Raw genomic sequence first — 24,903 nt, forward strand, 5'->3', positions numbered from 1 at the left:
AAAGGGTTGTTCTGACGGGAATGGCCGCCGTTTCGCGGCCTGCCAGCCATCCTATGGACAGGCCCGGGCCAGGTCTTGTGCCAACTGGCTGCCCGCCGCCGGCCACACCGCGCCGGCGTCACATGCGCATCACCCGGTCCGTCGGCCAGCCGCCCCGGCACCTTCGCCGTCGGCCGGTCCCCGGTACCAGCGCGGATGGAACTCGCGCACCACCGGGCCATCGGTCATCAGCGCATGGCAGCCGTCCAGGCTGAACGGCCTGACATCCGGGTCGCGCATGAGCGTCCTCGCCAGGGTCTGCAGCACGCCGGTGCCCATGGCGATGGCCAGTTCGCTCAGGTGGGTACAGCCGCCCGAGGCGGGAAACAGCTCCTGCACCCGGCGCCGGTAACCGGGCCCCACCTTCAGGCCGACCAGCCGCTCATAGGCCGGGGCAATCGTGCCGCACACGCCCCCGAACGGATGCGCATCGGACACCGCGCTCGCGGCCAGGATCTGCGCCTGTCGGTCCACCGTCAGGCGCAGGCTCATGGCATGCATGGCCTCACCCGCGCGGCGCCACTGACCGGCCACCTGGACATCCTCGGGCAAGGTGTCCAGCAGGTGGCCTTCGACGTCCCACAGCCCGTCATCCCGGCGAAAACCCTCGATGCGGATCTGGCGCTTCTGCAGCGGTTCGCGCGGACGTTCAGGAGGCGGCAATGGCATGCGCAGGCACTTTCGGATCAGGGTGTTCACGACGTCGGACACCCCAGTCTGGCGGCCGGTGACGGTCTTGTCTTGCGCCCAATGGCTGCGAAGCGCCTCACGGCACCGGACAGCAGCAACCAGATTCCGCAAGACGCGCGGCGGGTCCGCTTTGACAATCCGGCCGCATGAACCCGGCCTACCCCACGCTCCTCTCACCGTTCACGATCACCCATGCCGATGGCAGCCAGGTCACGCTGCCCTGCCGCGTCATGATGGGTTCGATGCACACCGGACTCGAAGAACAGCCCGGCGGCATGGCCCGCCTGGCGGCCTTCTACGGCGAGCGCGCCGCCGGCGGCGTGGCCCTCATCGTCACGGGCGGTCTCTCGCCCAACGCCGAGGGCAACATGTTTCCCGGCATGAGGACCATCTCGGATGCGGCCGACGCCGAACCCCACCGGGCCATCACCGACGCGGTGCACGCCCACGGTTCGCTCGTGGCCCTGCAGCTGCTGCACGCCGGACGCTACGCCCGGCACGGCCAGGGCGTTGCACCGTCCGCGCTGAAATCGCCCCTGTCGTCCGAGACGCCGCGTGCCATGACCGAAGCCGACATCCAGCGCACGCTGGACGACTACGCCCGCGCGGCCCGGCTGGCCAGGGACGCCGGCTACGACGGGGTGGAAGTGATGGGCGCCGAGGGCTACCTGATCAACCAGTTCGCCGCCCCCCGCGCCAACCAGCGGACCGACGAATGGGGCGGCAGCGCCAGCCACCGCATGCGCTTCGCGGTCGAGGCCGTGCGCCGCGTCCGCGAAGCAACGGGCCCCCGCTTCATCCTCATCTACCGGCTCTCGATGCTGGACCTGGTGGAGGGCGGATGCACCTGGGACGAGGTGGCCATGCTGGCCCGGGCCATCCAGGACGCCGGCGCCTCCATCATCAACCCCTACGTCGGCTGGCACGAAGCCCGCATCCCCACCATTGCCACGCTGGTGCCCCGGGCCGCCTTTGTCGAACTGACCGCGCGCCTCAAACAGCTGCTGCGGATCCCGGTGGTGGCCAGCAACCGCATCAACACCCCGGAGGACGCCGAACAGATCCTGGCACGCGGCGACGCCGATCTGGTCTCCATGGCCCGGCCCTTGCTGGCCGATGCGGCTTTCGTCGCCAAGGCACGCCGGGGCCACGGCGATGACATCAACACCTGCATCGCGTGCAACCAGGGCTGCCTGGACGCGGCATTCTCCGGTCGGATCACCGGTTGCCTGGTCAACCCGCGCGCCTGCCGCGAGACCGAACTGGTGATCCGGCCGGCCGGCGGCAGGCGCCGCATCGCCGTGGTGGGCGCGGGCCCGGGCGGCATGGCCGCTGCGGCGACGGCGGCCGAACGCGGCCATGAGGTCACCCTGTTCGACACGGCACCGCGCATCGGTGGCCAGTTCAACCTGGCGCGCCGGATTCCCGGCAAGGAAGAGTACGCCCAGACCTTGCGTCACTTCGAATCCCGCCTGCGGCACACGGGCGTGCAGACGCGCCTGAACACCACCGCCACGGCGGACGACCTGTCAGCGCCGCGGTTCGACCACGTGATCCTGGCCACCGGCATCCGGCCCCGCAAGCCCGCCATTCCCGGCATCGACCTGCCCGGCGTGCTGGACTACACAGGCCTGATCGAAGGTCGCTTCACCGCCGGCCCGAGGGTGGCCGTCATCGGCGCCGGCGGCATCGGCTTCGACGTCACCGAAATGCTCACCCATGAAGACCTGGGCACCCGCGACGAACGCCACCACTTTGCCGCCACCTGGGGCATCGACTTCACCGTCACCGAACGTGGCGGCCTGACCCAGCCCCACGCGCCCCGCCCGCCGCGCCAGGTCTGGCTGCTGCAGCGCAAGGACGAAGCGCTGGGCAAGCGCCTGGGCAAGACGACCGGCTGGATCCGCCGCGCGCTGCTGGGCCGGCGCGGCGTGCAGATGTGGGCGGGCATCGAGTACGAACGCATCGAGCGCAACGAAGACCGGCAGGAACTGCGCCTGCACCTGCGTGTCCGGGGCGAACCCAGGGAGCTGGCCGTGGACAGCATCGTCATCTGTGCCGGCCAGGAGTCCGAAGACCGCCTGCTGGCCACGCTGCAGGCCGCGGGCCAGGCCGTCACGGCCATTGGCGGCGCACGCCTGGCCAGCGAACTGGACGCGGCCCGCGCGATCGACGAAGGCACCCGGCTGGCGGCCAGCCTGTAGCCGGGTCCCCCGTCCGTGACGCACAGCCAGTGGACGCAAGACGCACTGCAAGGCGTACTTCAAACTGACCCGCCATGACACCCCCCATCCTGCTGGACATCCAGGACACCGTCGCCCGCGTCACCCTCAACCGCCCGGAGCAGGCCAACGTGCTCGACGAGGCCATGGGCCAGGCCTTCATCGACGTCACGCGGCAGCTGGCGCAGGCCCAGCAGGCGGGTGCCGTGCGCGCCGTCCTGCTCGCCGCCCGCGGGCCGCACTTCTGTGCCGGCGGCGACATCCGGGGCTTTGTCGCAACGGACGACATCGCCACCCTGCTCGACCGCACCATCCCGCCGCTGCACGCGGCCATCCACACCCTCGCCACGCTGCCCGTGCCGGTGGTGAGCGCGGTCAACGGATCGCTGGGCGGTGGCGGCATCGGCGTGGCGCTGTGCGCCGACATCGTGCTGGCCGGTGAATCGATGAAGCTGCGCGGCGGCTATTCGGCCATCGGCCTGAGCCCCGACGTCGGCGTCTCCTGGGCGCTCACGCGGCTGGTCGGTCCCATGCGCGCCAAACACATCCTGTTCACCAACCAGCCCTTGAACGCGGCGCAATGCCTGGCGGCCGGACTGGTGGCCGAGGTGCATGCCGACGACGCCCTCATGCCGGCGGCCGAGGCCCTGGTGCGTGCCCTGGCGCGTGGCGCCACCGGATCGCTGGCCCGCGTCAAGACCCTGGTCGACCAGGCCGCCAGCCACAGCCTGCAGCAGCAGCTCGCCCTGGAGCACCTGGGCATGGTGGCCAGCGGCTCGACGGCCGATGCCCGCGAGGGCGTGCAGGCCTTCATGGACAAGCGCGCGCCCCGCTTCGCCGGCGCACCGGAGCCCTCGGCATGACGACACCGCACATGGCGACCCTGGCCATCAGCCTGGACCAGGGGATCGCCCGCATCGCCCTGAACCGGCCCGACAAGGCCAACGCCATCAACCTGCGCATGTGGGTCGAACTGCGCGAGGCCATGCGCTGGCTGGGCCGCACCGATGCCGCCCGCGTCGGCATCCTGGAGGCGCGCGGCCGCCACTTCTGCGCCGGACTGGACCTGGCCACCTTCGACGAACTGCGCCAGCTCACCAGCGACACCTGCGAGGGCCGTTCCCGCGAGCGGCTGCGCGAACACATCCTGGACATCCAGGACACCGTCACCGCCATCGAGCGCTGCGCCAAGCCGGTGATCGCTTCCGTGCACGCCGCCTGCGTCGGCGGCGGCATCGACATCATCGCGGCCTGTGACCTGCGCTATGCCAGCGCCCAGGCCTGGTTCTGCGTCAAGGAAATCGACGTCGGCCTGGTGGCCGACGTGGGCACGCTGCAGCGCCTGCCGCGCCTGGTCGGCGAAGGCCTGGCCCGCGAGATGGCGTTCACCGGACGGCGCATCGACGGCACCGAAGCCCAGGCGATGCGCCTGGTCAACCGCTGTTTCGACAGCGATCAGGCCCTGGCGGACGGCGTGACGGAAGTCGCCCGCACCCTCGCGGCCAAATCGCCGCTGGCCCTGCGCGGGACCAAGCACATGCTCAACCACGCACGCGACCACCGCATCGCCGACGGGCTGGACCACGTGGCCACCTGGAACGCCGCCATGCTGTATTCGCAGGACCTGGATGAAGCCGTCACCGCCGCACGCGAGAAGCGCCCGCCCGTCTTCCGGGACTGAGCCGGCCACCGGCCGCACCGCACCGTTTTCACACATGCCCCGCCACGGGGCCCACAACCAGGAGACAAGAGACCATGCAACCCATCCGCACCCTGCTCGCCACCGCCGCCGTGGCCGCCGGCACCCTCGGCGCCACCGCAGCACTGGCCCAGACCACCCTGCGCTACGCCGTCGGCTTCCCGACCGGTGCCGCACCGGAATCGGCACGGGTCTATGCCGAGGCGGTCAGGAAGTACACCGACAACACCGTCAACCTCAAGGTGTACGACCTGTCCCTGCTGAACCTGGCCGAGATGTCGTCCGGCCTGGGCAAGGGCATCGCCGACATCGGCTACGTGCTCACGCCCTACTCGCCCGCCGAGTACCCGCACGTGAACATGGCCTCCGAGCTGTCCATGCTGCTGGCCCTGCAGGACAAGCCGGGCGACAAGGCCGGCATGGCCTACGCCGGCGCCATGGCCGACTTCATCTTCAACCAGTGCACCGAGTGCAACACCGACTTCGCCCGCCAGGGCCAGGTCTACACCGGCACCGGCGGCAGCTCGCCCTACATGCTGCTGTGCACCAAGCCCATCCGCACGGCCGACGATCTCAAGGGCGCACGCCTGCGGGCCGGCGGCGCCGCCTGGGCCCGCTGGGCCCGCCAGATGGGTGCCACGCCGGCCTCGCTGCCGGGCAACGAGATCTTCGAAGCCATGAAGCAGAAGGTCGTCGAGTGCAGCATCCAGTCCGCCCCCGAACTCAGCGGCCTGAACCTCAAGGAAGTGACCACCGACATCACGGCCAGCCTGCCCGGCGGCGTGTTCACCGGCTCGACCACCAACATGAACCAGGAGGTCTGGCAGAAGCTCAACGAAAGCCAGCGCAAGGGCATGCTGCACGCCGGCGCCGTGATGGGTGCCCAGGTGACCTGGCGCTACTACACCTACGCCAAGCGCGACGTCGAACAGGCCGTCGCCAAGGGTGCCAGGATGAACCAGGCCGACCCGGCCCTGCTCAAGGCCTCGCGCACCGCCATCGAAGCCGACGTGACGGGCATTGGCGCCAGCTACACCAAGCAGCACAACGTCAAGCGGGCCGACGCCCTGATCGCCGCCATGCGTCCGCTGGTGGACAAGTGGACCAAGCTGGTCGAGCCCGTGAACAGTGCCGAAGCCCTGGCCGACCTGTACTGGAACGAGGTGTTTTCCAAGGTCGACGTCAAGGCCCATGGCATGGCCAGGTGAGGCCTTGACGATCCGCTGACGCCGCAACCCGGAGGGCCCGCCGTGGCCCTCCCTTCCACTTCCGCAGAGGTTCCCATGCTGCCCCAACGCCTGCATTCGCACGGCTGGTACCACCGCACCATTCCCCAGCTGTTCAACCAGACCTGCGCCCTCCGTGCGGATCACCTGGCCCTGGTGTTCGAGGACCGCGAGATCCGCTACCGGGAACTGCACCAGCAGGTCCAGCGCATCGCCCAGGGCCTGCTGGATCTGGGCATCGGCCAGGGCGACGTGGTCTCCACCCTGCCCGGTCCCATTCCCCCGTTCGCGGCGCTGTACTTTGCCACCCTGCAGATCGGCGCCATCATCAATCCGCTCAACCTGCTGTGGGGCACCCACGAACTGCAGGGCGTGCTGCAGCGCAACCGCCCCCGCCTGATCGTCGCCGTCGACCGCCAGGGGCCGCGCGACGTGATCGCCCTGCTGCAGGGCGCGCTGCCCGACCTGGCCAGCGACGGTGGTCGCATGCGCGCGCCGTCGCTGCCCTCGCTGGAGCAGGTGGTCTGCGTCGGCCACACCGGGCCGGTGCCGCCGGGCTATCTCGATTTCGACACGCTGCTCGATCCGGCGCGCGCCGTGGACCACGAACGGCTGCAAGCCCTGGTCGACGCCGGACAGCCCACCGACATCCAGTTCATGTGCCAGACCTCGGGCACGACCTCGCTGTCCAAGAGCGCGCTGTGGGACCACCGGCCGCCGCTGGCCACCGCGCACTTCGGCGCGCGCAACCTGCGCCTGACCGAAGACGACCGCTACGTCAACCTCGCGCCCTTCTATCACAACAGCGGCATCTTCGCCCTGACCATGAACCTGGCCTATTGCGGCACCACGCTGGTCCTCATGGACGGGTTCCAGCCGCAGGAAGCGCTCAGGCTCATCGACCGCCACGGCTGCACCAGCACCTTCGGCTTCGACGCCCACTGGCAAGGCATGCGCCGCGTGCCCGGCTTCGAACAGCACCGCTTCGGCATCTGCAAGGCCATCCTGGCCGGCGAACCGCGCACCTACGACCTGGTGCGCACCATGTGCCCGCCCGGCGCCACCATCAACAACCTCTACGCGCAGACCGAGAACGGACCGCTGATCTCGCTGGCCGAGCACGACTGCGTGGACGAAGACATCAACAGGAACACCCACGGCCGCCCGCTGCCCGGCGTGCAGGTCGTCATCAAGGACATCGAGACCGGCGCGCGCCAGCCGCAGGGCCAGCCCGGCGAGATCTGCTACACGAGCCCGTACCTCTTCCGTGGCTACCACGCCCAGCCCGACGAAACTGCCAAGGCCTTCGATGCCGAAGGCTATTTCCACAGCGGCGACTACGGCCACCTGGACAACGGTTACCTCACCTACCTGGGCCGCCTGGGCGGCGTCGTCAAGTCCGGTGGCGAGAACGTCTCGACCACGCGCGTGACCACACAGCTGCTCGAGATCTTCACCGACAGCGTCGACGACGTCAAAACCATGGGCGTGGACGACGCCTACTGGGGCGCCAAGGTGGTGAGCTTTGTCCGCATGCGCAGCGGCCACGCCATGCCGGAGTCCGCTGCTCTGCGCGAGGCCTGCAGGAGCCGGATGGCGGCCTATGAGGTGCCGAAGGCGTTTCTGCCCTGGGAAGGCGAGTGGCCAGTGACCGCGGAGGGCAAGATCAACTTCAAGCTGCTCCTGCAAAAAGCCCTCGAACTGCTGGCCCGGCAGCCGCAGACCCCGCCAGGCAGCTCGCCGGGCAGCTGACGCTGAAGGCGCAGGCGCAGGCGTGGGCGGCGGCCTTCCGGCTGCAGGCCTAGGGGCCCCCAGGTCAGGCTCAGGCTTTGAGCAGCCCTGCCCACGGCCCGGTTCACGCCTGGAAAAATGGTGTGAACAGACCCCAGCACGGCGGTCGCAGGGATCCGCGACCCGGCTGATGAGGGACAGGTCAGCCCCCCGAATTCAACCGTGGGGGAAGGGCGCGCGTCGTGCTGGCGGAGATGGGTTGCCGTCCAAGCCAAATCATCGAGACCGACTTTCACTCGGTGGGCCACCCCATACGGGTCAAGGACGTAGCGACGTGAGCGGCGACTGACTCTATTGCCCTGACTCAAATCCCTGCCACCTTCTTTGCGCACCGGCGATTCCGAAACCATCCCGGCGCGGTTCGTCCCGCCTGGCACCGATATTGCATCTGAACTTGGATACAAGATGGAATGCTTAATCATGGTGCATGAATCCGATCCTGTGCAGACGCCCGACATGCCGTCCATGAAGCAGGCAGCGCCCTGGGCGTCCGAGGCCTGGCTGCACCAGCCGGCGCAGCCGCTGAGCGGCACCGGGTCCGGTGCACTGTCGGGGCTGCGTTTTGCAGTGAAAGACAACATCGACGTGGCCGGCTGGCCCACCACCGCCGCCTGCCCGGCGTTTGCCTACACCGCCTCCGCCCACGCCACCGTGGTGCAGAAGCTGCTCGACGCTGGTGCATCGCTACACGGCAAGACCAACCTCGACCAGTTCGCCTGCGGCCTGAACGGCACGCGCTCGCCCTACGGCGCCGTGCCCAACGCGATCAACCCCCTGTATGTGTCGGGCGGTTCCAGCTCGGGGTCGGCCTATGTGGTGGCCTCCGGCCAGGTCGACTTCGCGCTCGGCACCGACACCGCCGGCTCCGGCCGCGTGCCGGCCGGCCTGAACAACATCGTGGGCCTGAAGCCCTCGCGCGGGCTCATCAGCGCCCATGGCCTGGTGCCCGCCGCGCAGGCCGTGGACTGCGTGTCCATCTTCGCCACCACGGTGGCGCGCGCCACCCAGGTGCTGGCCGCGGCGCTGGGGCACGATGCGGCGGATCCGTATTCGCGCCCCCTGTCGCTGGCCAACACGCCTTTCAATGCGCGCTTCCGCTTCGGCCTGCCGGCCTCGCTGGCGTTCTTCGGCGACGGGGCCGCGCGCGCAGCATTTGACGAGGCGGTCCAGCGCCTGAAGGATCTCGGTGGCGAGGCCGTTCCCATCGACTTCGGCGTGTTCTCGGCCTGCGCCGACATGCTCTACGGCAGCGCCCTGGTGGCCCAGCGCTACGCGGCCATCCGTGGCTTCTTCGATGCCCACGAGGACGAGGTGATGGAGCCGGTGCGCAGCATCGTCGGCGCCGGCCGCCCCTACAGCGCGGCCGATCTGGTGGCGGCACAGACCCGCCTCGCCGCCCTGGCCCAGCAGGCCGAGCCGCTGTGGCGCGGCCTGGACCTGATGGTGGTGCCGACCGCGCCCACGCACCCCACCATCGAAGCGATGCGGGCCGACCCGGTGGCGCTCAACCGCCAGCTCGGCGCCTACACCAACTTCGTCAACCTGCTCGACTACGCCGCGCTGTCGGTGCCAAGCAGCTGGCGCTCCGACGGCCTGCCGTTCGGCATCACACTGATCGGCCGCTGCGGCAGCGACTGGCAGCTGGCCGAGCTCGGCCAGCGCTACCACCACGCCACCGGCCTGACCCAGGGCGCCACCGGCCAGCCGCTGCCCGAACCCCAGCCCATCGCGGGCCTGACCCTCGCGGCACCGCCGCGCGTGCGCGTGGCCGTGGTCGGCGCGCACCTCTCCGGCATGCCGCTCAACGGCCAGCTCACCGAACGCGGCGCGACCCTGCTCAGCCGCACCCACACCGCGCCGGTCTACCGCCTCTTCGCGCTGCCCGACACCACGCCGCCCAAGCCCGGCCTGCTGCGGGTGGCGCCCGGCGAAGGCGAACGTATCGAGATCGAGGTCTGGGACATGCCTTTGGCGCAGTACGGCAGCTTTGTCGCGTTGGTGCCCGCACCCCTGTCCATCGGCAGCCTGCAGGTCGCCGACGGCAGCAGCGTGCAGGGCTTCCTGTGCGAGCCCCTGGCGCTGCAGGACGCGGCCGACATCACCCACCTGGGCGGCTGGCGCGCCTACCTGGCCTCCACCGCACCGGCCCGCCTCGCGTTTCCCTGACACCGACCCACCGGCCTCTTTTTCCACCCGAAGGAGTCTCGCCATGCCACACCACCCCCGCTGCGAAGGCCTTCGCACCGTGGCCACGCTGTCCGAGGTGCGCCGATGACCGACGAGCAGACCCTGGCCTATGTGCAGGCCGCCGCTGTGGTGCTGAGCCTGCCACTGGACGACGCGCAGGCCGCGCGCGTGGCGGTGCACCTGCAGCGCACCGCCGGCCTCGCGGCAACGCTGGAGGCCATCCCGCTGGCCCCGCACGACGAGCCGGCCGAACTGTTTCGTCCCGCTCCTTTCGACTTGCCCCGCTGAGCCGCGCCATGCCCACGCTTTCACTTTCTCAGGCCGCCCAGGCCGTCGCCCGCGGCGAGCGCAGCGCCGCCGCCGTGCTGGAGACCTGCATCGCCCGCATCGAAGCCACCGACGCCCGCGTGAACGCCTTCACCGGCACCCGCTTCGACGCCGCCCGGGCCCAGGCGGCGAGCGTGGACGCCCGGCGCGCGCGCGGCGAAACCCTGGGGCCGCTGGCCGGTGTGCCGTTCGCGGTGAAGAACCTGTTCGACATCGCCGGTGAGGTGACCCTGGCCGGCTCCAAGGTGAACCGCTCGCACCCGCCCGCCACCGCCGACGCGGTGCTGGTGCAGCGTCTGCAAGACGCTGGCGCGGTGCTGGTGGGCTCGCTCAACATGGACGAATACGCCTACGGCTTCACCACCGAAAACACCCATTACGGCCCCACCCGCAACCCGCACAACCTGGACTGCACGGCCGGCGGTTCCTCGGGCGGTTCGGGCGCGGCGGTGGCCGCCGGCCAGGTGCCGCTCACGCTGGGGTCGGACACCAACGGCTCGATCCGCGTGCCTTCGTCGTTCTGCGGCATCTGGGGCTTGAAGCCCACCTTCGGGCGGCTCTCGCGCCGCGGCAGCTTCCCCTTCGTGCACAGCATCGACCACCTCGGCCCGTTCGCCGACGACCTGCCCGGCCTGGCCCTGGCCTACGACGCGCTGCAGGGCCCCGATCCGCTGGACCCCGGCTGCTTCGCGACCGCGGTGGAGCCCACCTCCGTTTCAACCGTCCAGGGGGTGCAGGGCCTGCGGGTGGGTGTGCTCGGCGGCTACTTCGATGCGCTGGCCACACCGGCGGCGCGCGAGGCCGTGACCCTGGCGGCCGACGCGCTGGGCGTGCACACCGCCGTGCAGCGCGGCGTCGAGTGGCCCGACGCGGCCGCCGCGCGCGCCGCGGCTTTCATCGTCACCGCCAGCGAGGGCGGGCAACTGCACCTGGACAGCCTGCGCACGCGGGCCGCCGACCACGAGCCGCTGTCGGTGGACCGCCTCATCGCCGGCGCACTGCAACCCGCTGCCTGGTACGTGCGTGCCCAGCGCTTCCGCCGCATGTACCGCGACAACGTCAACGCCCTGTTCCGCGACTGGGACGTGCTGATCGCGCCCGCCACGCCAGTGGCCGCGCCGGCCATCGGCAGCGAGTGGATCGACATCAATGGCCAGCAACTGCCCTGCCGGCCCTCCATCGGGTTGCTCACGCAGCCGGTGTCGTTCTCCGGCTGTCCGGTGGTGACCGCGCCGATGTGGCCCTCGGGCACCGGCGGCCTGCCCATTGGCGTGCAGCTCATCGCCGCGCCCTGGCGCGAAGACCTGGCGCTGCGCGCCGGCTGGGCGCTGGCGCAGTCGGGCGTGGCGCACGTGAAGGAGAGCGGTCTGTGAACACCCCTTCAGCCCCCGCCGCCGGCAGCCCGCCGGCGATCAACCTGCCCGACGTGCTGCTCGAAGTGACCGCCGTGTTCGAACGCTACGAACATGCCCTGGTGAACAACGACGTGGCCGTGCTCGACGAGCTGTTCTGGGACAGCCCGCACACGCTGCGCTTTGGCGCCACCGAAAACCTCTACGGCTATGACGCGATCCGCGCCTTCCGCGCCGCCCGCCCCTCGACCGGTCTGGCGCGCACGCTGGGCAAAACCGTCATCACCACCTACGGCCGCGACTTCGCCACCGCCAACACCGAGTTCTTCCGCCACGGCAGCGACCGCACCGGTCGCCAGAGCCAGACCTGGCTGCGCACGCCCGAGGGCTGGCGCGTGGTCTCGGCCCACGTGAGCCTGCTGGCCTGAATCCGTTCACCCCGTCCCGTCCCCTCCAACCACCCCCAGGAGCCTTCCCATGAGCCACTTCATCTCCAATCGCCGCGATTCGATCAAGACCCTGGCCGCGCTCGGCGCCGCGGCCTCCAGCCCCTTCGCCTTCGCGCAGAAGCCCGTGACCGTGGGCGTGATCTACGTCGGCCCGCGCGATGACTACGGCTACAACCAGGCCCACGCCGAGGCGGCGGCCATGCTCAAGAAGATGCCGGGCGTGAAGGTGGTGGAAGAAGAGAACGTGCCCGAGACCGCCTCGGTGCAGCGCACCATGACCGGCATGATCGCGCAGGACGGCGCACAGCTCGTGTTCCCCACCTCCTTCGGCTATTTCGACCCCCACATGCTGGCGGTGGCGGCCAAGTTTCCCGACGCGCGCTTTGCCCACTGCGGCGGCATGTGGACCGAAGGCAAGCACCCGAAGAACACGGCGAGCTTCTTCGGCTACATCGACGAGTGCCAGTACCTCAACGGCGTCATCGCCGGGCACATGAGCAAGAGCAAGAAGATCGGCTTCATCGCCGCCAAGCCGATCCCGCAGGTGCTGCGCAACATCAACGCCTTCACCATGGGTGCGCGATCGGTCGACCCGAAGATCACCTGCAGCGTGATCTTCACCGGCGACTGGTCGATGCCGGTCAAGGAGGCCGAAGCCACCAACAGCCTGGCCGACCAGGGCGTGGACGTGTTCACCATGCACGTGGACGGCCCCAAGGTGATCGTCGAGACCGCGGCCAAGCGCGGCAAGATGGTCTGCGGCTACCACGCCAGCCAGGCCAAGCTCGCACCACAGGCCTACCTGACCGGCGCCGAATGGAACTGGCTCACCGCCTACACCGCCTTCGTCGATGCGGTGCGCAGCGGCAAGCCGCACCCCAACTTCGTGCGCGGCGGGCTGAAGGAAGGTTTCGTCAAACCCTCGGCCTACGGCCCCATGGTGACCGACGCCGCCAAGAAGCAGGCCGATGGCGTGAAGGCGCAGATGATGGCCGGCAGCTTCGACATCTTCAAAGGCCCGCTCAAGGACAACAAGGGCGCCACCATCATTCCGGCCGGCAAGGCGTTCAAGCAGACCGACCTGGAGCTCGAGAAGATGAACTACCTGGTTGAAGGCGTGAACGGCTCCGTCTGAAGGCACCGAGGCCATGCGCAACGTCCTCCTTCCCGTCGGCGCCATCGGGGTGGCCCTGCTGCTGTTCGGTCTCATCGTCTCGTTCTCGGGGGTGAGTCCGGTCGAGGTCTGGGTGCTGCTGTTCAAGGGCGCCTTCGGCGACTGGTACTCGTGGCAGAACACGCTGCAGCGCGCCGCGCCGCTGATGCTGACGGCCTTGTGTGTGGCGATTCCGGCGCGCGCGGGCCTCACCGTGATCGGTGGTGAAGGCGCGCTGGTGCTCGGTGGCCTGGCCTGCGCGGCGCTGGCGCACGCCGTGCCGCTGCCGCCCAGTCTGTTCGGCACGGTGGCGATCTGCATGGCCGGGGCGGTGGCCGGCGGGTTGTGGGTGGCTCTGGCCGGCTGGCTGCGCCAGTACCGTGGCATCAACGAAACCATCAGCAGCCTGCTGCTGGCCTATGTGGCCATCGGTCTGTTCAAGCACCTGGTGGAAGGGCCGCTGCGCGACCCGGCCAGCCTGAACAAGCCGTCCACACCCGCGCTCGACGAGGGCCTGCTCATCAGCACCATCGCCGGTTCCGACGTGCACTGGGGCCTGGTGATCGGCGTGGTGGTGTGCCTGGTCGCAGGCCTGTGGCTGCGCCTCACCCCCTCGGGTTTTGCCGTGCGCGTGGTCGGCGGCAACCCGCGCGCGGCCCAGCTGGTGGGCCTGCCCGCCACGCGGCTGGTGGTGCTGGCCTGCGCGCTCGGCGGCGCGGCCGCCGGGCTGGCCGGGGCGATCGAAGTGGCCGCCGTGCACACCAGCGCCAACGCCGCGCTGATCGCCGGCTACGGCTACGCCGGCATCCTGGTCTCGTTCATGGCGCGGCACCACCCGGTGGCGGTGATCCCGGTGGCCATCCTGTTCGGTGGCTTCGGCGCCGCCGGCAGCCTGCTGCAGCGCCGCCTCGGCCTGCCCGACGCCTCGGTGCTGCTGCTGCAGGGCATCGCCTTCGTGCTGATCCTGGCCAGCGAAGCGCTGCGCGACACCGACTGGAAAGCCGGGTTCGCACGGCTTGCCCGTCTTCAACCCGTTGAGCCAGTGCCACAAGGAGAAAAGTCATGACCGCTGATCAGTTGGTCATCTTCCTCTCCGGCATCGTCGGCGGCGCGCTGCGCGTGGGCGTGCCCTTCCTGTTCGTGAGCCTGGGCGAGTGCCTGACCGAAAAATCGGGCCGCATCAACCTGGGCCTCGAAGGCGTGCTGGTGCTCTCGGCCATGACGGCCTTCGGCGCCTCGTACCTGAGCGGCTCGCCCTGGGTCGGTGTGCTGGCCGGCGCGGTGGCCGGTGCGCTGCTGGCCACCTTGCACGGCCTGCTGTGCTCGCTGCCGCGCGTCAACGACATCGCCACCGGCATCGCCCTCATGCTGCTCGGCATGGGCCTGGCTTTCTACCTCGGCAAGCCGCTGATCCAGCCGCAGGCGCCGCAATTGCCGGCCCTGTCGCTGGGCGGCTGGAGCGATTCGGCCGCCGTGCGCTCCGCGCTGGAAGTGAATGCGCTGCTGCCCATCGGTCTGGTGGTGGCGGGGCTGATGGGCTGGGCGTTCGCCAACACCCGCATGGGCCTGCTGGTGCGCCTGGCCGGCGACTCGGCCAACGCCACGCGCGCGCTGGGCTATTCGGTCTCGGGCATCCGCATCGCGGCCACCGCAGCGGGTGGCTTCATCGCCGGCCTCGGCGGCGCTTCGCTCACGCTGTTCTACCCCGGCAGCTGGAACGAAGGCATCTCCAGCGGCCAGGGCCTGATCGCGGTGGCGCTGGTGATCTTCGCGCGCTGGAGTCCGCTGCGTTGCGTCGGCGCGGCGCTGCTGTTCGGTGGCGCGGGCGCCATCGGCCCGGCATTGCAATCGGTCGGCATCGGCTGGGGCTACCACCTGTTCAACATCGTGCCGTACGTGCTCACGCTGCTGATCCTGGTGATGACCTGCCGACCCGGTGTGGTCGTGCCGGGCAGCCCGGGCGAACTGTCTTCAACACGCTAGGAGAACTCACATGAGTGGATTGGGCGGTCTCAACAAATCGAAGCACGGCGTGGTCGTGGGGCTGGTGCAGCTGCAGCTGCCGGTGGTGGAAACGCCTGCGCAGCTGGCGGCGCAGACGCAGCGCATCTGCGACCTGGTGGGCAAGGCGCGGCGCAACCAGGGCACCATGGACCTGGTGGTGTTTCCGGAATACGCGCTGCATGGCCTGTCCATGAACACGGCACCCGAACTCATGGTGACACTGGACGGACCCGAGGTGGCCGCGTTCAAGCAGGCCTGCGTCGAACACCACATCTGGGGCTGCTTCTCCATCATGGAGGCCAACCCCGGCGGCAACCCGTACAACAGCGGGCTCATCATCGACGACACCGGCGCCATCCGCCTCTACTACCGCAAGCTGCACCCCTGGGTGCCGGTGGAGCCCTGGGAACCCGGCAACCTGGGCGTGCCGGTGTGCGACGGCCCCAACGGCAGCAAGCTCTCGCTCATCATCTGCCACGACGGCATGTTCCCCGAGATGGCCCGCGAGGCGGCCTACAAGGGCGCGGAGATCATCCTGCGCACCGCCGGCTACACAGCGCCCATCCGCCACGCCTGGAAGATCACCAACCAGGCCAACGCCTTCCAGAACCTGGCCATCACCGCCAGCGTCTGCCTGTGCGGCAGCGACGGCAGCTTCGACTCCATGGGCGAAGGCATGTTCTGCAGCTTCGACGGCACGGTGATCGCCGAAGGCGGCGGTCGTGTCGACGAAATCATCACCGCCGAGCTGCGGCCCGACCTGGTGCGCGAGGCGCGCCAGGGCTGGGGCGTGGAGAACAACATCTACCAGCTCTACCACCGGGGCTACGTGGCGGTGAAGGGCGGGGCGCAGGACTGCCCCTACACCTACATGCACGACATGGCGGCCGGCACCTACCGGCTGCCCTGGCCAGTGAATGTGACCGACGGCACACCTTGCGGCTTCGATGTGCCCACGCGCAGCTACAAAGGCCCTGAGGCGCACCCGCTGGTGCCGGATTCGGCCGGGATCACCCTGAAGAAAGCGGCCTGACGCCATGGAACGCTTCATCGAGGCCAACCCCTACGCCTGGCCCTACAACGGCGACCTGCGGCCCGAGAACACGGCGCTGATCGTGATCGACATGCAGACCGACTTCTGCGGCGTGGGCGGCTACGTGGACAAGATGGGTTACGACATCTCGCTCACGCGCGCACCCATCGCACCCTTGCAGGCGCTGATGGCCGCCATGCGCGGCGCCGGCTACACGGTCATGCACACCCGCGAAGGCCACCGGCCCGACCTATCCGACCTGCCGGCCAACAAGCGCTGGCGTTCGCGGCAGATCGGCAGCAACGGCGTGGGCATCGGCGACGACGGTCCCTGCGGGCGCATCCTGGTGCGCGGCGAACCGGGCTGGGAGATCATTCCCGAACTCGCGCCGCTGCCGGGCGAGCCGGTGATCGACAAGCCGGGCAAGGGCTCGTTCTACGCCACCGACCTGGAGTTGCTGCTGCGCACCCGCGGCATCGACAACCTCATTCTCACCGGCATCACCACCGACGTCTGCGTGCACACCACCATGCGCGACGCCAACGACCGGGGCTTCGAGTGCCTGCTGCTCTCCGACTGCACCGCCGCCACCGACCGGGGCAACCACGAGGCCGCGCTGAAGATGATCACCATGCAGGGCGGCGTGTTCGGTGCACACGCCACCTCCACCGCCGTTCTGGAGGCATTGGCATGATCGACGACGCACCCATCGGCGGCCTGCCGCCGTCCACCGGCGCGCTGGCGCTGGACACCTATGGCATGGGCATGCGCTTCGGCAGCTTCCAGGCCCTGCAGGGCGTGAACATGAAGGTTGCCCCCGGCACGGTGCACGCCTTGCTGGGCGAAAACGGCGCGGGCAAGAGCACGCTGGTGAAGTGCGTGGCGGGCTTCCAGCGGCCCACGTCGGGCAGCATCCTGATCGACGGGCGCGAACAGGCCATCCCCAACCCGGTGGTGGCACGCGCATTGGGCATCGGCATGGTCTACCAGCATTTCACGCTGGCGCCGGGCATGACGGTGGCCGAGAACCTGCTGCTGGCCGGTGGCCAGACGCCGTCGGTGATCGACTGGAAGCGCCAGCGCGCAGGGCTGGCGCAGTTCCTGGAAACCACCCCCTTCCAGCTCAACCTCGACGCGCGTCCGCAGGAGCTGGCCGCGGGCGAGAAGCAGAAGCTGGAACTGCTCAAACAGCTCTACCTCAGGCCACGCCTGCTGATCCTCGACGAACCCACCTCGGTGCTCACACCACAGGAAGCCGACGAGGTGCTGGGCCATGTGCGCGAATTCGCGCGCAGCGGCCAGTGCACGGTGCTGATCATCACGCACAAGTTCCGCGAGGTGATGGCCTACGCCGACGACGTGACGGTGTTGCGGCGCGGCCAGGCGGTGCACCACTGCGCCGTGTCCGACACCACGCCGGCGCTGCTGGCGCAGGCCATGGTGGGTGGCGCGGCCGAAAGCGCGGAGGGCGTCGGCCCTGTGACTCTGGCCGAAGCCCCGGCCAGCGGCGCGGTGTCGCTCGCGGTCCAGGGCCTGCAAGTGATGGGCGACCGCGGCACGCTCGCCGTGCAGGACCTGAGCCTGGCCGTGGCCAGCGGCGAGATCCTGGGCGTGGCCGGCGTGTCGGGCAATGGCCAGCGCGAGCTGGTGGAGGCGCTGGTGGGCCAGCGCGCGCGTGCGGCCGGCACGGTGACGGTGCAGGGCCAGCCCTACGGCGCTCGGCGCGAGGAGAACCACCGCCTCAAGGTGCGCAGCCTGCCCGAAGAACCGCTGCGCAACGCCTGCGTGGGCGATCTCTCGGTGGCCGAAAACATGGCGCTGCGCGACTTCGACCGCGCGCCGTTGTGCAGCGGTGGCCGCCTGCGCTTTGGCCACTGGCGCAGCCGGGCACGCGAATGGATCGCCGGCTACGGTATCAAGACACAGGGGGAAAACGCCCCCATCCGCAGCCTCTCGGGTGGCAACGTGCAGCGCGCCGTGCTGGCGCGCGAGCTGCACGGCGACATCAACGTGCTGATCGCGGCCAACCCGGTGTTCGGACTGGACTTCGCGGCGGTCAAGGAAATCCACACCCGGCTGCGCGGGGTGCGCGACCAGGGCGGCGCGGTGCTGCTGATCAGCGAGGACCTGGACGAGCTGCTGGAGCTGGCCGACCGCATCGTGGTCATGAGCGAGGGCCGCATCGTGTTCGAGACACCGGCCGCGAGCGCCGAACGCCACGAGATTGGTGCCCACATGGGCGGAGGACATTGACCATGAACATCCCCGCACAACCCTTCCCCTACGAATTCGATCTCGCGCACAGCGCGCTGGTCATCATCGACATGCAGCGCGACTTCATCGAGCCCGGGGGCTTCGGTGAGAGCCTGGGCAACAACGTGGCCCTGCTCGCGGCCATCGTGCCCGCCTGCCAGGCGGTGCTGCAGGCGTGGCGCGGTGCCGGCGGCCTGGTGGTTCACACGCGCGAGGCACACGCGGCCGACCTGTCCGACTGCCCCCCGGCCAAGCGGCTGCGCGGCAACCCCGCGCTGCGCATCGGCGACGAGGGGCCGATGGGTCGCATCCTGGTTGCCGGGGAACCGGGCAACCAGATCATTCCCGAGCTCGCGCCACAGCCCGGCGAGATCGTGCTCGACAAACCCGGCAAGGGCGCCTTCTACGCCACCGGGCTGCACGAGACGCTGCAGCAGGCCGGCATCAGCCACCTGGTGTTCATGGGCGTGACCACCGAGGTCTGCGTGCAGACCAGCATGCGCGAGGCCAACGACCGCGGCTACGACTGCCTGTTGCTGGAGGACTGCACCGAGAGCTACTTTCCGCACTTCAAGGCGGCCACCGTGGAGATGCTGCGCGCCCAGGGTGGCATCATCGGCTGGACCGCCACCAGCGCGCCCTTGCTGGCGGCGCTGACCCCCTCCCGGCGATGATCCCCCCAGACTGCCAGAGCTTCCCCGTGCACACCACCCGACGATCCCCCGCCAAGACGGCCACCACACCCCCTTCACGCGCCGACGAGGTCTACGAGCAGCTCAAGCGGGACATCGCCGACTTCCGGCTGGTGCCGGGTGACCGTTTCAGCGAACACGAGCTCTGCAACCGCCTGGCGGTCTCGCGCACGCCGGTGCGCCAGGCGCTGTACCGCTTGCAGCAGGAGGGGCTGGTGGAGGTGATGTTCCGCAGCGGCTGGCGCGTGCTGCCCTTCGATTTCGACAAGTTCGACCAGCTCTACGACCTGCGCATGGTGCTGGAGACCACCGCCGTGCAGCGCCTGTGCCAGCAGGACGTGGCCACCTCAGCAACGCTGCTGCAGGAACTCAAGGAGCGCTGGCTGGTGCCGGTGGGCGAGCGCAACAGCGACGCGGCGACGGTGGCGGCCTGGGACGAGGCCTTCCACGAGACCCTCGTGCAGGCCGCGGGCAACCCCGAAATGGCCCGTGTGCACCACGAGGTGACCGAGCGCATCCGCATCATCCGCCGGCTCGACTTTCTCAAGCAGGTGCGCATCGACGCCACCTACGACGAACACGCCAAGATCCTGCGCGCCATCATCGCGCGCAAGGGCGACCGCGCCGACCTGCTGCTGCGCGCGCACATCCAGGCCAGCCAGGTCGAGGTGCGCAAGATCACCCTGCACCAGGTCTTCATGGCCCAGCAGGTCGCGCCGGTGGCCTGAGAGCGACGCTTTCGCGCGCGGCGTGGCAGGATTGCACGCCGCCAGGGCATGCCCGCCCGCCACAGCCTGGGTTCAAGCCAACGGGAACGGACTCAGCGGCCAAAGAGTCCCAGCAAGCCGATGATGATCAGGTAGACGGCGACGATGGTGTTCAGCAGGCGGGGCATCACCAGGATGAGGATACCGGCGATGAGGGACACCAGCGGTCCGATGCTCAGGTGCAGATTCATGAGGGTCTTTCTTGTGGGGGGTTGGGGTACAGGCGCCTCACCCAGCTCTCGGAGCGGGCGCCGCGGGTACCGATGATTTTGCGCGAGCGGCGTGGCTGTCTGTGCGTCGTCGAACAGACGCTCGTTCGCAACGCGGCCCGTCCCCTTGGGGCAGGAGGGCCGGGGAGAAGCGCCACAAGGGTCTACCGCATGGCTTCGCTCGGCGCACGGCTCATCTCGTTGTTCTGCGTCACCAGCAGGTTCAGCAGGCGCATGAAGTCGCTGCGCTGACGCTCGGTGAGTGGCGCCAGGATCTGTTCCTGGGCGCGCAGCATGGCCGGAATGCACGCCGCCAGTGCCTGCCCGCCCGCGGCGGTCAGCACCAGCTGGCGCGCGCGCCGGTCTTCGGGTGCGGTGCGGCGTTCCATCCAGCCACGGGCTTCGAGCCGGTCCACCACGCCGCCGGTGGTGGATGCGTCCAGCGCGATGGTGCGCGCCAGCGTGCGCTGGTCGATGCCCGGCTGGTTGCCAACCACCTGCAGGGCGGCGTACTGTACCGGCGTGATGCCCAGGTCCCCGGCTTCCTGCAGAAAGATGCCGACCGAAATCTGGTGCAGACGGCGGATCGCATGGCCGGGCTGGAGGTCGATGTTCACGGTGGACGGGTCGGCGTTTTTCATGGCGGATCGAAGGCAGGGTTTACCCCAAAAGGGTTTGATTCATGTTAGCAGGACACTTATGATAAGCATGCTGATCATGTGTGTACGTCCTTTTGAAGAAACCTGCCAAGGCTTTCAAAAGTCACTTCACACCCCCATTTCCGGAGACACAAGATGAGCCACGAACTCGGCCGACTCGAAGACCTGCCGCAGGACTACCGCGACGACCTGAAAGCGCTGAACCTGGTGCCGCTGTGGCCCAGCCTGCGTGCGGTGCTGCCGCCCAGGGTGCCGACGCGCGCCACCCAGGCCGTGCACTGGTCCTACGCCACACTCAAGCCGCTGCTGCTGAAGGCGGGCGAGCTCACGCCCATCGAAAAGGCCGAGCGCCGCGTGCTGGTGCTGGCCAACCCCGGCCACGGCCTGGAGAACATGAAGGCGAGCCCGGCGATGTACCTGGGCATGCAGCTGCTGCTGCCCGGCGAGTGGGCGCCGAGCCACCGCCACACGCCCAACGCCGTGCGCATGATCGTCGAGGGCGAAGGCGCGTACACCACGGTCGATGGCGAGAAGTGCCCGATGAGCCGCGGCGATTTGATCCTGACGCCCACCGGCCTGTGGCACGAACACGGCCACGACGGCAAAGACCCCGTCGTCTGGCTCGACGTGCTCGACCTGCCGCTGGTCTATTACATGGAGGCGAGCTACCACATCAACGGTGAGCGCCAGACCGTCCAACAGGGCAACGGCGACCGCGCCTGGACCCGCGCCGGCGTGGTGCCCACGCAGGTCTTCAGCCGCAGCGACAAGCGCTACCCGATGCTGCGCTACCCCTGGGTGGCCACGCGCGCCGCGCTCGTGGCCATGGCGACCGACCGGCCCGATCTGGACTGCGTGCAGGTCACCTACGTGAACCCCGAAACGGGTGGTGACGCACAGAACATCCTGGGCTTCTACGCGCTGATGCTCAAGCCCGGCCAGACGCTCCCGCTGCCCGCCCGCTCGCCCTCGCAGGTGTTCCACCTGATCGAAGGCGGCGTGGACGTGTCCACCTGCGGCAAGACCTTCGGTCTGGTCGAAGCCGACACCTGCTGCGCGCCCGGCTACGAACCCGTGACGCTGACGAACCGCCGGGCCGACCAGCCGTCGTTCGTGTTCATTGCCGACGAATCCCCGCTGCACCGCAAGCTCGGCGTGTATGAAACACGCTGACCCCCCGCGCCGGGCTTCGCCCGTCACCCCCCTTCCAGGGGGCAACACCAGCGGCCCGGCAAAGCCGGTTCCGCGGTGTTCCCGGCTTGAGCCCTTCGCACTCGACCTTCTGTTCCGATCGACATGACGCCATACCTCTTCACCCCGCCCGCCGTCCAGTCCCTGCCCATCCGGGGCAAGACCGAACGTTTCCCCATCAACCGCATCTTCTGCGTCGGCCGCAACTACCACGCGCACGCCGTCGAAATGGGCAAGCCGGTGGACAAGTCGATCGAACGGCCGTTCTACTTCACCAAGTCGCCGCAGACGCTGGTGCAAAGTGGCGCGACCGTGGCCTACCCACCGGGCACGAACAACTACCATTTTGAAATGGAACTGGTACTGGCCATCGGCCGGGCCGGCTTCCGCGTCAGCGCCGAGAACGCGCACGAAGTCATCTACGGCTACGCCGCCGGCCTGGACATGACCCGCCGCGACCTGCAACTGGTCGCCCGCGACAAGGGCCGCCCCTGGGACCTGGGCAAGGACATCGAAGAAGGTTCGGTCTGCTCCGAGATCGTGCCGATGGAAGGCGTGATCGTCGACCAGGGCGCCATCGCGCTGGAAGTCAACGGTGCCACCAAACAGTCGTCCGACGTGGACAAGCTGATCTGGAACATCCGCGAAATCATCGCCGACCTGTCCCAGTTCTACCACCTGCAACCCGGCGACCTGATCTACACCGGCACCCCGGAAGGCGTGGGCGCCGTGGTGGCGGGCGACCGGATCACCGGGCGTGTGGAAGGTGTGGCCGAGGTCGCGTTGACCGTGGGTCCGGCCGAATGAATCTCTACAACTTCCGCCGCGCGGCGCCTGCGCAACAACCCGATGCCGCCTGAGCGCGTCCGCACTGGGCAGACGGTCAGGCCTTGACGCCGCCCGGGTTCAGCAGGCGGTGAACCATCTCCTTGTCGTCCTTGACGATGTGTTCCAGCAGCCAGTTGGCGAGAAAGCGGTGCAGCGTGTGCCCCTGGCCCTCTTCCAGGCTGCCGTGTTCGGCCATCGCCTGGATGCGGTCGGCAAAGGCCTGGTGACGGCGCGCATGCTGGTCCAGCGCGGCCTGGGACATGCCGCGGTCGCGCGCCCACGATTCCTCGTAGGCGAAGTGGTAACGCGCATAGGCCTGGAGCGATTCCACGCTGTTTGCGCTGCTGACCGTGTCGCCCCGCAAGATGGCCGAGCGCAGCAGATTGGTGAGATCGACCAGGTTGCGGTGCTGCCGGTCGATCAGGTCCACCCCGCAGGCGAATGCCTCGCTCCATTCGAATTCGGGCAATTCCAGGGGTGGCATGGGGAGGTTCCTGCCGCTCAGGGCCGGGCCGTGCGGCGGGCGGCCATTTCGGTCCCCATGCGCTGCAACTCGGGTGCGTCGATCAGGGCTGACGCGGCCGGATAAACGACATCCTCTTCGGCCCGGATGTGATCGGCGTACAGGCCCGCAAAACGCGCCAGCGTGGCGCGGTCGGTCTCGCTCAGAGCGGACCACGTCGGCACCGACCCCTCGGACACCCGCCGGAGCACCTCACGGGCTTCGACCCAGTTCACAGTCATGTCCTGATGGTCCTGCTGCAACCGGCGCACCACCGTCTTCACGTTCTCGTCGTTTCCAGCCAGCAGGCGGGGAAAGACGTGGCGCTCCTCGTCTTCGTGGTGGTCCGGCGCGGCGAGGTCGAAGTAGCGCATGACGTCGCGCGCCGCCTGGGCGGCCTGTTCGTCAAGGCCTTTCGCTTCAAGGTGCTGGCACAGCCGGTCGAGCAGGCGCAACATGCGATCCACCCGTTCGTGGCAGGCGGTCAGCATCTCGAAGGGCTGCTCGAACGTGGCCGCAGACGGCTGTGCGCCCGGCTGCCCGATCTGGTGCAGGCGGATACCGGCCATGGCGATCAGCCGAGACGCACCGCACGGCCCTGCGGGTCGAACGGGATGTAGGCCTGGATCTGGCCCTGGCGGATCGCTTCCACCATTTTCTTCAGTGGTTCGTCGGCGTCGGCGCTGGTGGGCGCCTTGCCCGGTGCGCCCGACATCGCGGCGGCGAACACCATGCCCCAGGCCTGGCCGAAGCTGGTGGCTTCTTCCTTCAGCTGGTCAAACGAAGCCAGTTCGTCGGGGCTTTTGTCCACGCACATCTGCGGCACCAGCGCACCACCCTGGCCCTGCTCGAAAGCGGCGCGCTGGGCAGGGGTCGCGTCGTCCGGCAGCTCGACGCCGGCGAACACAAACAGCAGGCGCTGGGGCTGGGACTGGGCGCGCGCGGCGGCCAGCAGATCGTCAAAGGTGCTGATGTCCATGAAAAGTCCTGTTGGGAAATGGGGATTCAGGACACGGGGTCCGAACCCAGGGTATTCACATAGTCGGCCACAGACGGCCGGGCACGCGCCGGCTTGCGCGAGAGCACGGTGCCGACACTCACGAAGCACAGCGCCTGTTCGCTGGCGCCCAGGCCGAAGCAGGCCCGCAGCGTGTCCGACTTCAGCGCCTTGCCGCTGGTGAGCGCCGAGCCGAAACCGAGCGCGGTGGCCATGAGCAGCATGTTCTGCACCGCGCAGCCGGCCGAGAGGATGCGCTCGTTCAGGTCCACCTCGGGGTCGCCGCGCGCGCCGTCCACCACCGCCAGCATCAGCAGCGGCGCCCGAAAGGCCTTCTCGCGCGCCTGGGCGAGCTGCTCGGGCGTGGCTTCTGGATCGCGCTCGCTCAAGGCGCGGGCAAACACCTCGGCCAGCGTGGCACGCTGATCGGCGGGCACGAGGATGAAGCGCCAGGGCAGCAACTGCATGTGGTCGGGCGCGGCGGCGGCGGCGGCCAGGATGGCCTGCGTCTGCCCGGCATCCGGGCCCGGTTCCACGAGGCGCTTGGGCAGCACGGTCTGGCGCGCCTGGATCAGCTCGCTGACGACAAAGGCCCAGTCGGGGGATGTCTCTGCGGCAGGGGTCATGGCAGGG

General features: G+C 69.2%; 26 protein-coding genes. 19 read left to right on the top strand and 7 right to left on the bottom strand.

Translation table 11 applies throughout. The features are described 5' to 3' along the window. Positions 1-129: 129 nt before the first annotated feature. A complete protein-coding gene (locus ACN5W5_RS07745; RefSeq protein WP_420047949.1) occupies positions 130-738 on the bottom strand; it encodes a DUF2889 domain-containing protein in 609 nt (202 codons plus the stop codon). A 137-nt stretch (positions 739-875) separates the two neighbouring features. Between ACN5W5_RS07745 and ACN5W5_RS07750 the strand changes: the two genes are divergently transcribed. From ACN5W5_RS07750 to ACN5W5_RS07830, 17 genes are all read left to right on the top strand, one after another. Beyond that, a complete protein-coding gene (locus ACN5W5_RS07750) occupies positions 876-2,933 on the top strand; it encodes an FAD-dependent oxidoreductase (RefSeq protein ID WP_420047950.1) in 2,058 nt (685 codons plus the stop codon). A 74-nt stretch (positions 2,934-3,007) separates the two neighbouring features. Beyond that, positions 3,008-3,814 carry an enoyl-CoA hydratase/isomerase family protein gene (locus ACN5W5_RS07755; protein ID WP_420047951.1) on the top strand — a complete coding sequence of 269 codons (807 nt, stop codon included), beginning with the start codon at positions 3,008-3,010 and terminating at the stop codon, positions 3,812-3,814. Then, positions 3,811-4,632, top strand: a complete 822-nt coding sequence (locus ACN5W5_RS07760) for a crotonase/enoyl-CoA hydratase family protein (protein WP_420047952.1) — start codon at positions 3,811-3,813, stop codon at positions 4,630-4,632. The genes ACN5W5_RS07755 and ACN5W5_RS07760 overlap by 4 nt, the downstream gene beginning before the upstream one ends. 74 nt (positions 4,633-4,706) lie before the next feature. Then, positions 4,707-5,858: a TRAP transporter substrate-binding protein DctP gene (gene dctP, locus ACN5W5_RS07765; RefSeq protein WP_420047953.1), complete on the top strand. Its 1,152-nt coding sequence runs from the start codon at positions 4,707-4,709 to the stop codon at positions 5,856-5,858. A gap of 75 nt (positions 5,859-5,933) precedes the next feature. After that, positions 5,934-7,628: a class I adenylate-forming enzyme family protein gene (locus ACN5W5_RS07770; RefSeq protein WP_420047954.1), complete on the top strand. Its 1,695-nt coding sequence runs from the start codon at positions 5,934-5,936 to the stop codon at positions 7,626-7,628. Positions 7,629-8,132: 504 nt separating this feature from the next. Continuing rightward, on the top strand, positions 8,133-9,833 hold the full coding sequence (atzF, locus tag ACN5W5_RS07775) for an allophanate hydrolase (RefSeq protein WP_420048176.1): 1,701 nt from the start codon (positions 8,133-8,135) through the stop codon (positions 9,831-9,833). A gap of 105 nt (positions 9,834-9,938) precedes the next feature. After that, positions 9,939-10,142 carry a DUF4089 domain-containing protein gene (locus tag ACN5W5_RS07780; RefSeq protein ID WP_420047955.1) on the top strand — a complete coding sequence of 68 codons (204 nt, stop codon included), beginning with the start codon at positions 9,939-9,941 and terminating at the stop codon, positions 10,140-10,142. A gap of 8 nt (positions 10,143-10,150) precedes the next feature. Further along, entirely contained in the window at positions 10,151-11,554 is a 1,404-nt protein-coding gene (locus tag ACN5W5_RS07785; RefSeq protein WP_420047956.1) for an AtzE family amidohydrolase, read from the top strand. Next, the gene (hpxZ, locus tag ACN5W5_RS07790) at positions 11,551-11,961 is read left to right on the top strand and encodes an oxalurate catabolism protein HpxZ (protein WP_420047957.1); all 411 of its coding nucleotides are present in this window, start codon (positions 11,551-11,553) and stop codon (positions 11,959-11,961) included. Before ACN5W5_RS07785 ends, hpxZ begins: the two co-directional genes overlap by 4 nt. Before the next feature lie 49 nt (positions 11,962-12,010). Next, a complete protein-coding gene (locus ACN5W5_RS07795; protein ID WP_420047958.1) occupies positions 12,011-13,117 on the top strand; it encodes a BMP family ABC transporter substrate-binding protein in 1,107 nt (368 codons plus the stop codon). A gap of 13 nt (positions 13,118-13,130) precedes the next feature. Beyond that, complete coding sequence (locus tag ACN5W5_RS07800; protein WP_420047959.1) at positions 13,131-14,201, top strand: ABC transporter permease; 1,071 nt, start codon at positions 13,131-13,133, stop codon at positions 14,199-14,201. Next, positions 14,198-15,118, top strand: coding sequence for an ABC transporter permease (locus ACN5W5_RS07805; RefSeq protein WP_420047960.1), 921 nt, complete (start codon positions 14,198-14,200; stop codon positions 15,116-15,118). The genes ACN5W5_RS07800 and ACN5W5_RS07805 overlap by 4 nt, the downstream gene beginning before the upstream one ends. 10 nt (positions 15,119-15,128) lie before the next feature. Next, the gene (locus ACN5W5_RS07810; RefSeq protein WP_420047961.1) at positions 15,129-16,172 is read left to right on the top strand and encodes a formamidase; all 1,044 of its coding nucleotides are present in this window, start codon (positions 15,129-15,131) and stop codon (positions 16,170-16,172) included. Positions 16,173-16,176: 4 nt separating this feature from the next. Then, positions 16,177-16,866, top strand: a complete 690-nt coding sequence (locus ACN5W5_RS07815) for a cysteine hydrolase family protein (protein ID WP_420047962.1) — start codon at positions 16,177-16,179, stop codon at positions 16,864-16,866. After that, complete coding sequence (locus ACN5W5_RS07820) at positions 16,863-18,425, top strand: ABC transporter ATP-binding protein (protein ID WP_420047963.1); 1,563 nt, start codon at positions 16,863-16,865, stop codon at positions 18,423-18,425. The genes ACN5W5_RS07815 and ACN5W5_RS07820 overlap by 4 nt, the downstream gene beginning before the upstream one ends. A 2-nt stretch (positions 18,426-18,427) precedes the next feature. Next, positions 18,428-19,099, top strand: a complete 672-nt coding sequence (locus tag ACN5W5_RS07825; protein WP_420047964.1) for a cysteine hydrolase family protein — start codon at positions 18,428-18,430, stop codon at positions 19,097-19,099. Beyond that, positions 19,096-19,845 (top strand): GntR family transcriptional regulator, encoded by a 750-nt coding sequence (locus ACN5W5_RS07830; protein ID WP_420047965.1) that lies wholly within the window; start codon positions 19,096-19,098, stop codon positions 19,843-19,845. Before ACN5W5_RS07825 ends, ACN5W5_RS07830 begins: the two co-directional genes overlap by 4 nt. A 92-nt stretch (positions 19,846-19,937) precedes the next feature. Here ACN5W5_RS07830 and ACN5W5_RS07835 read toward each other — a convergent pair whose 3' ends face one another. Together ACN5W5_RS07835 and ACN5W5_RS07840 are read right to left on the bottom strand one after the other, a co-directional pair. After that, complete coding sequence (locus ACN5W5_RS07835) at positions 19,938-20,075, bottom strand: DUF3096 domain-containing protein (protein WP_084236423.1); 138 nt, start codon at positions 20,073-20,075, stop codon at positions 19,938-19,940. A 182-nt stretch (positions 20,076-20,257) separates the two neighbouring features. Further along, on the bottom strand, positions 20,258-20,734 hold the full coding sequence (locus ACN5W5_RS07840) for a MarR family winged helix-turn-helix transcriptional regulator (protein WP_420047966.1): 477 nt from the start codon (positions 20,732-20,734) through the stop codon (positions 20,258-20,260). A gap of 153 nt (positions 20,735-20,887) precedes the next feature. Here ACN5W5_RS07840 and ACN5W5_RS07845 point away from each other — a divergent pair, with 153 nt between their 5' ends. Both ACN5W5_RS07845 and ACN5W5_RS07850 read left to right on the top strand, forming a co-directional pair. Continuing rightward, complete coding sequence (locus tag ACN5W5_RS07845; protein ID WP_420047967.1) at positions 20,888-21,925, top strand: cupin domain-containing protein; 1,038 nt, start codon at positions 20,888-20,890, stop codon at positions 21,923-21,925. 123 nt (positions 21,926-22,048) lie between these two features. Beyond that, a complete protein-coding gene (locus ACN5W5_RS07850) occupies positions 22,049-22,750 on the top strand; it encodes a fumarylacetoacetate hydrolase family protein (protein ID WP_420047968.1) in 702 nt (233 codons plus the stop codon). 76 nt (positions 22,751-22,826) lie between these two features. On the opposite strand, the gene ACN5W5_RS07855 is transcribed toward ACN5W5_RS07850, so the two are convergent. The 4 genes from ACN5W5_RS07855 to ACN5W5_RS07870 are packed head-to-tail and all read right to left on the bottom strand — an operon-like array spanning position 22,827 to position 24,896. After that, positions 22,827-23,255 carry a bacteriohemerythrin gene (locus ACN5W5_RS07855; RefSeq protein WP_420047969.1) on the bottom strand — a complete coding sequence of 143 codons (429 nt, stop codon included), beginning with the start codon at positions 23,253-23,255 and terminating at the stop codon, positions 22,827-22,829. A gap of 17 nt (positions 23,256-23,272) precedes the next feature. Beyond that, positions 23,273-23,842, bottom strand: a complete 570-nt coding sequence (locus ACN5W5_RS07860) for a hemerythrin domain-containing protein (RefSeq protein ID WP_420047970.1) — start codon at positions 23,840-23,842, stop codon at positions 23,273-23,275. Positions 23,843-23,847: 5 nt separating this feature from the next. Then, positions 23,848-24,252 carry a ribonucleotide reductase subunit alpha gene (locus ACN5W5_RS07865; RefSeq protein WP_420047971.1) on the bottom strand — a complete coding sequence of 135 codons (405 nt, stop codon included), beginning with the start codon at positions 24,250-24,252 and terminating at the stop codon, positions 23,848-23,850. Positions 24,253-24,278: 26 nt separating this feature from the next. Then, positions 24,279-24,896 carry a nitroreductase family protein gene (locus tag ACN5W5_RS07870; RefSeq protein ID WP_420047972.1) on the bottom strand — a complete coding sequence of 206 codons (618 nt, stop codon included), beginning with the start codon at positions 24,894-24,896 and terminating at the stop codon, positions 24,279-24,281. Between the last annotated feature and the right edge of the window lie 7 nt (positions 24,897-24,903).

The sequence above is a fragment of the Hydrogenophaga sp. ZJX-1 genome (genome assembly GCF_048590325.1).
Taxonomy (GTDB): domain Bacteria; phylum Pseudomonadota; class Gammaproteobacteria; order Burkholderiales; family Burkholderiaceae_C; genus Hydrogenophaga.

Excerpts from the sequence above, each read along its gene's own strand:
- ACN5W5_RS07850 (WP_420047968.1), top strand. The coding sequence starts at position 22,049 with ATGACGCCATACCTCTTCACCCCGCCCGCCGTCCAGTCCCTGCCCATC.
- ACN5W5_RS07870 (WP_420047972.1), bottom strand. The coding sequence starts at position 24,896 with ATGACCCCTGCCGCAGAGACATCCCCCGACTGGGCCTTTGTCGTCAGC.
- ACN5W5_RS07800 (WP_420047959.1), top strand. The coding sequence starts at position 13,131 with ATGCGCAACGTCCTCCTTCCCGTCGGCGCCATCGGGGTGGCCCTGCTG.
- ACN5W5_RS07750 (WP_420047950.1), top strand. The coding sequence starts at position 876 with ATGAACCCGGCCTACCCCACGCTCCTCTCACCGTTCACGATCACCCAT.
- ACN5W5_RS07770 (WP_420047954.1), top strand. The coding sequence starts at position 5,934 with ATGCTGCCCCAACGCCTGCATTCGCACGGCTGGTACCACCGCACCATT.
- ACN5W5_RS07810 (WP_420047961.1), top strand. The coding sequence starts at position 15,129 with ATGAGTGGATTGGGCGGTCTCAACAAATCGAAGCACGGCGTGGTCGTG.
- ACN5W5_RS07820 (WP_420047963.1), top strand. The coding sequence starts at position 16,863 with ATGATCGACGACGCACCCATCGGCGGCCTGCCGCCGTCCACCGGCGCG.
- ACN5W5_RS07815 (WP_420047962.1), top strand. The coding sequence starts at position 16,177 with ATGGAACGCTTCATCGAGGCCAACCCCTACGCCTGGCCCTACAACGGC.
- ACN5W5_RS07855 (WP_420047969.1), bottom strand. The coding sequence starts at position 23,255 with ATGCCACCCCTGGAATTGCCCGAATTCGAATGGAGCGAGGCATTCGCC.
- ACN5W5_RS07785 (WP_420047956.1), top strand. The coding sequence starts at position 10,151 with ATGCCCACGCTTTCACTTTCTCAGGCCGCCCAGGCCGTCGCCCGCGGC.
- ACN5W5_RS07835 (WP_084236423.1), bottom strand. The coding sequence starts at position 20,075 with ATGAATCTGCACCTGAGCATCGGACCGCTGGTGTCCCTCATCGCCGGT.
- ACN5W5_RS07825 (WP_420047964.1), top strand. The coding sequence starts at position 18,428 with ATGAACATCCCCGCACAACCCTTCCCCTACGAATTCGATCTCGCGCAC.
- ACN5W5_RS07760 (WP_420047952.1), top strand. The coding sequence starts at position 3,811 with ATGACGACACCGCACATGGCGACCCTGGCCATCAGCCTGGACCAGGGG.
- dctP (WP_420047953.1), top strand. The coding sequence starts at position 4,707 with ATGCAACCCATCCGCACCCTGCTCGCCACCGCCGCCGTGGCCGCCGGC.
- ACN5W5_RS07755 (WP_420047951.1), top strand. The coding sequence starts at position 3,008 with ATGACACCCCCCATCCTGCTGGACATCCAGGACACCGTCGCCCGCGTC.
- ACN5W5_RS07840 (WP_420047966.1), bottom strand. The coding sequence starts at position 20,734 with ATGAAAAACGCCGACCCGTCCACCGTGAACATCGACCTCCAGCCCGGC.
- atzF (WP_420048176.1), top strand. The coding sequence starts at position 8,133 with ATGAAGCAGGCAGCGCCCTGGGCGTCCGAGGCCTGGCTGCACCAGCCG.
- ACN5W5_RS07780 (WP_420047955.1), top strand. The coding sequence starts at position 9,939 with ATGACCGACGAGCAGACCCTGGCCTATGTGCAGGCCGCCGCTGTGGTG.
- ACN5W5_RS07845 (WP_420047967.1), top strand. The coding sequence starts at position 20,888 with ATGAGCCACGAACTCGGCCGACTCGAAGACCTGCCGCAGGACTACCGC.
- ACN5W5_RS07795 (WP_420047958.1), top strand. The coding sequence starts at position 12,011 with ATGAGCCACTTCATCTCCAATCGCCGCGATTCGATCAAGACCCTGGCC.
- ACN5W5_RS07830 (WP_420047965.1), top strand. The coding sequence starts at position 19,096 with ATGATCCCCCCAGACTGCCAGAGCTTCCCCGTGCACACCACCCGACGA.
- ACN5W5_RS07865 (WP_420047971.1), bottom strand. The coding sequence starts at position 24,252 with ATGGACATCAGCACCTTTGACGATCTGCTGGCCGCCGCGCGCGCCCAG.
- ACN5W5_RS07860 (WP_420047970.1), bottom strand. The coding sequence starts at position 23,842 with ATGGCCGGTATCCGCCTGCACCAGATCGGGCAGCCGGGCGCACAGCCG.
- ACN5W5_RS07805 (WP_420047960.1), top strand. The coding sequence starts at position 14,198 with ATGACCGCTGATCAGTTGGTCATCTTCCTCTCCGGCATCGTCGGCGGC.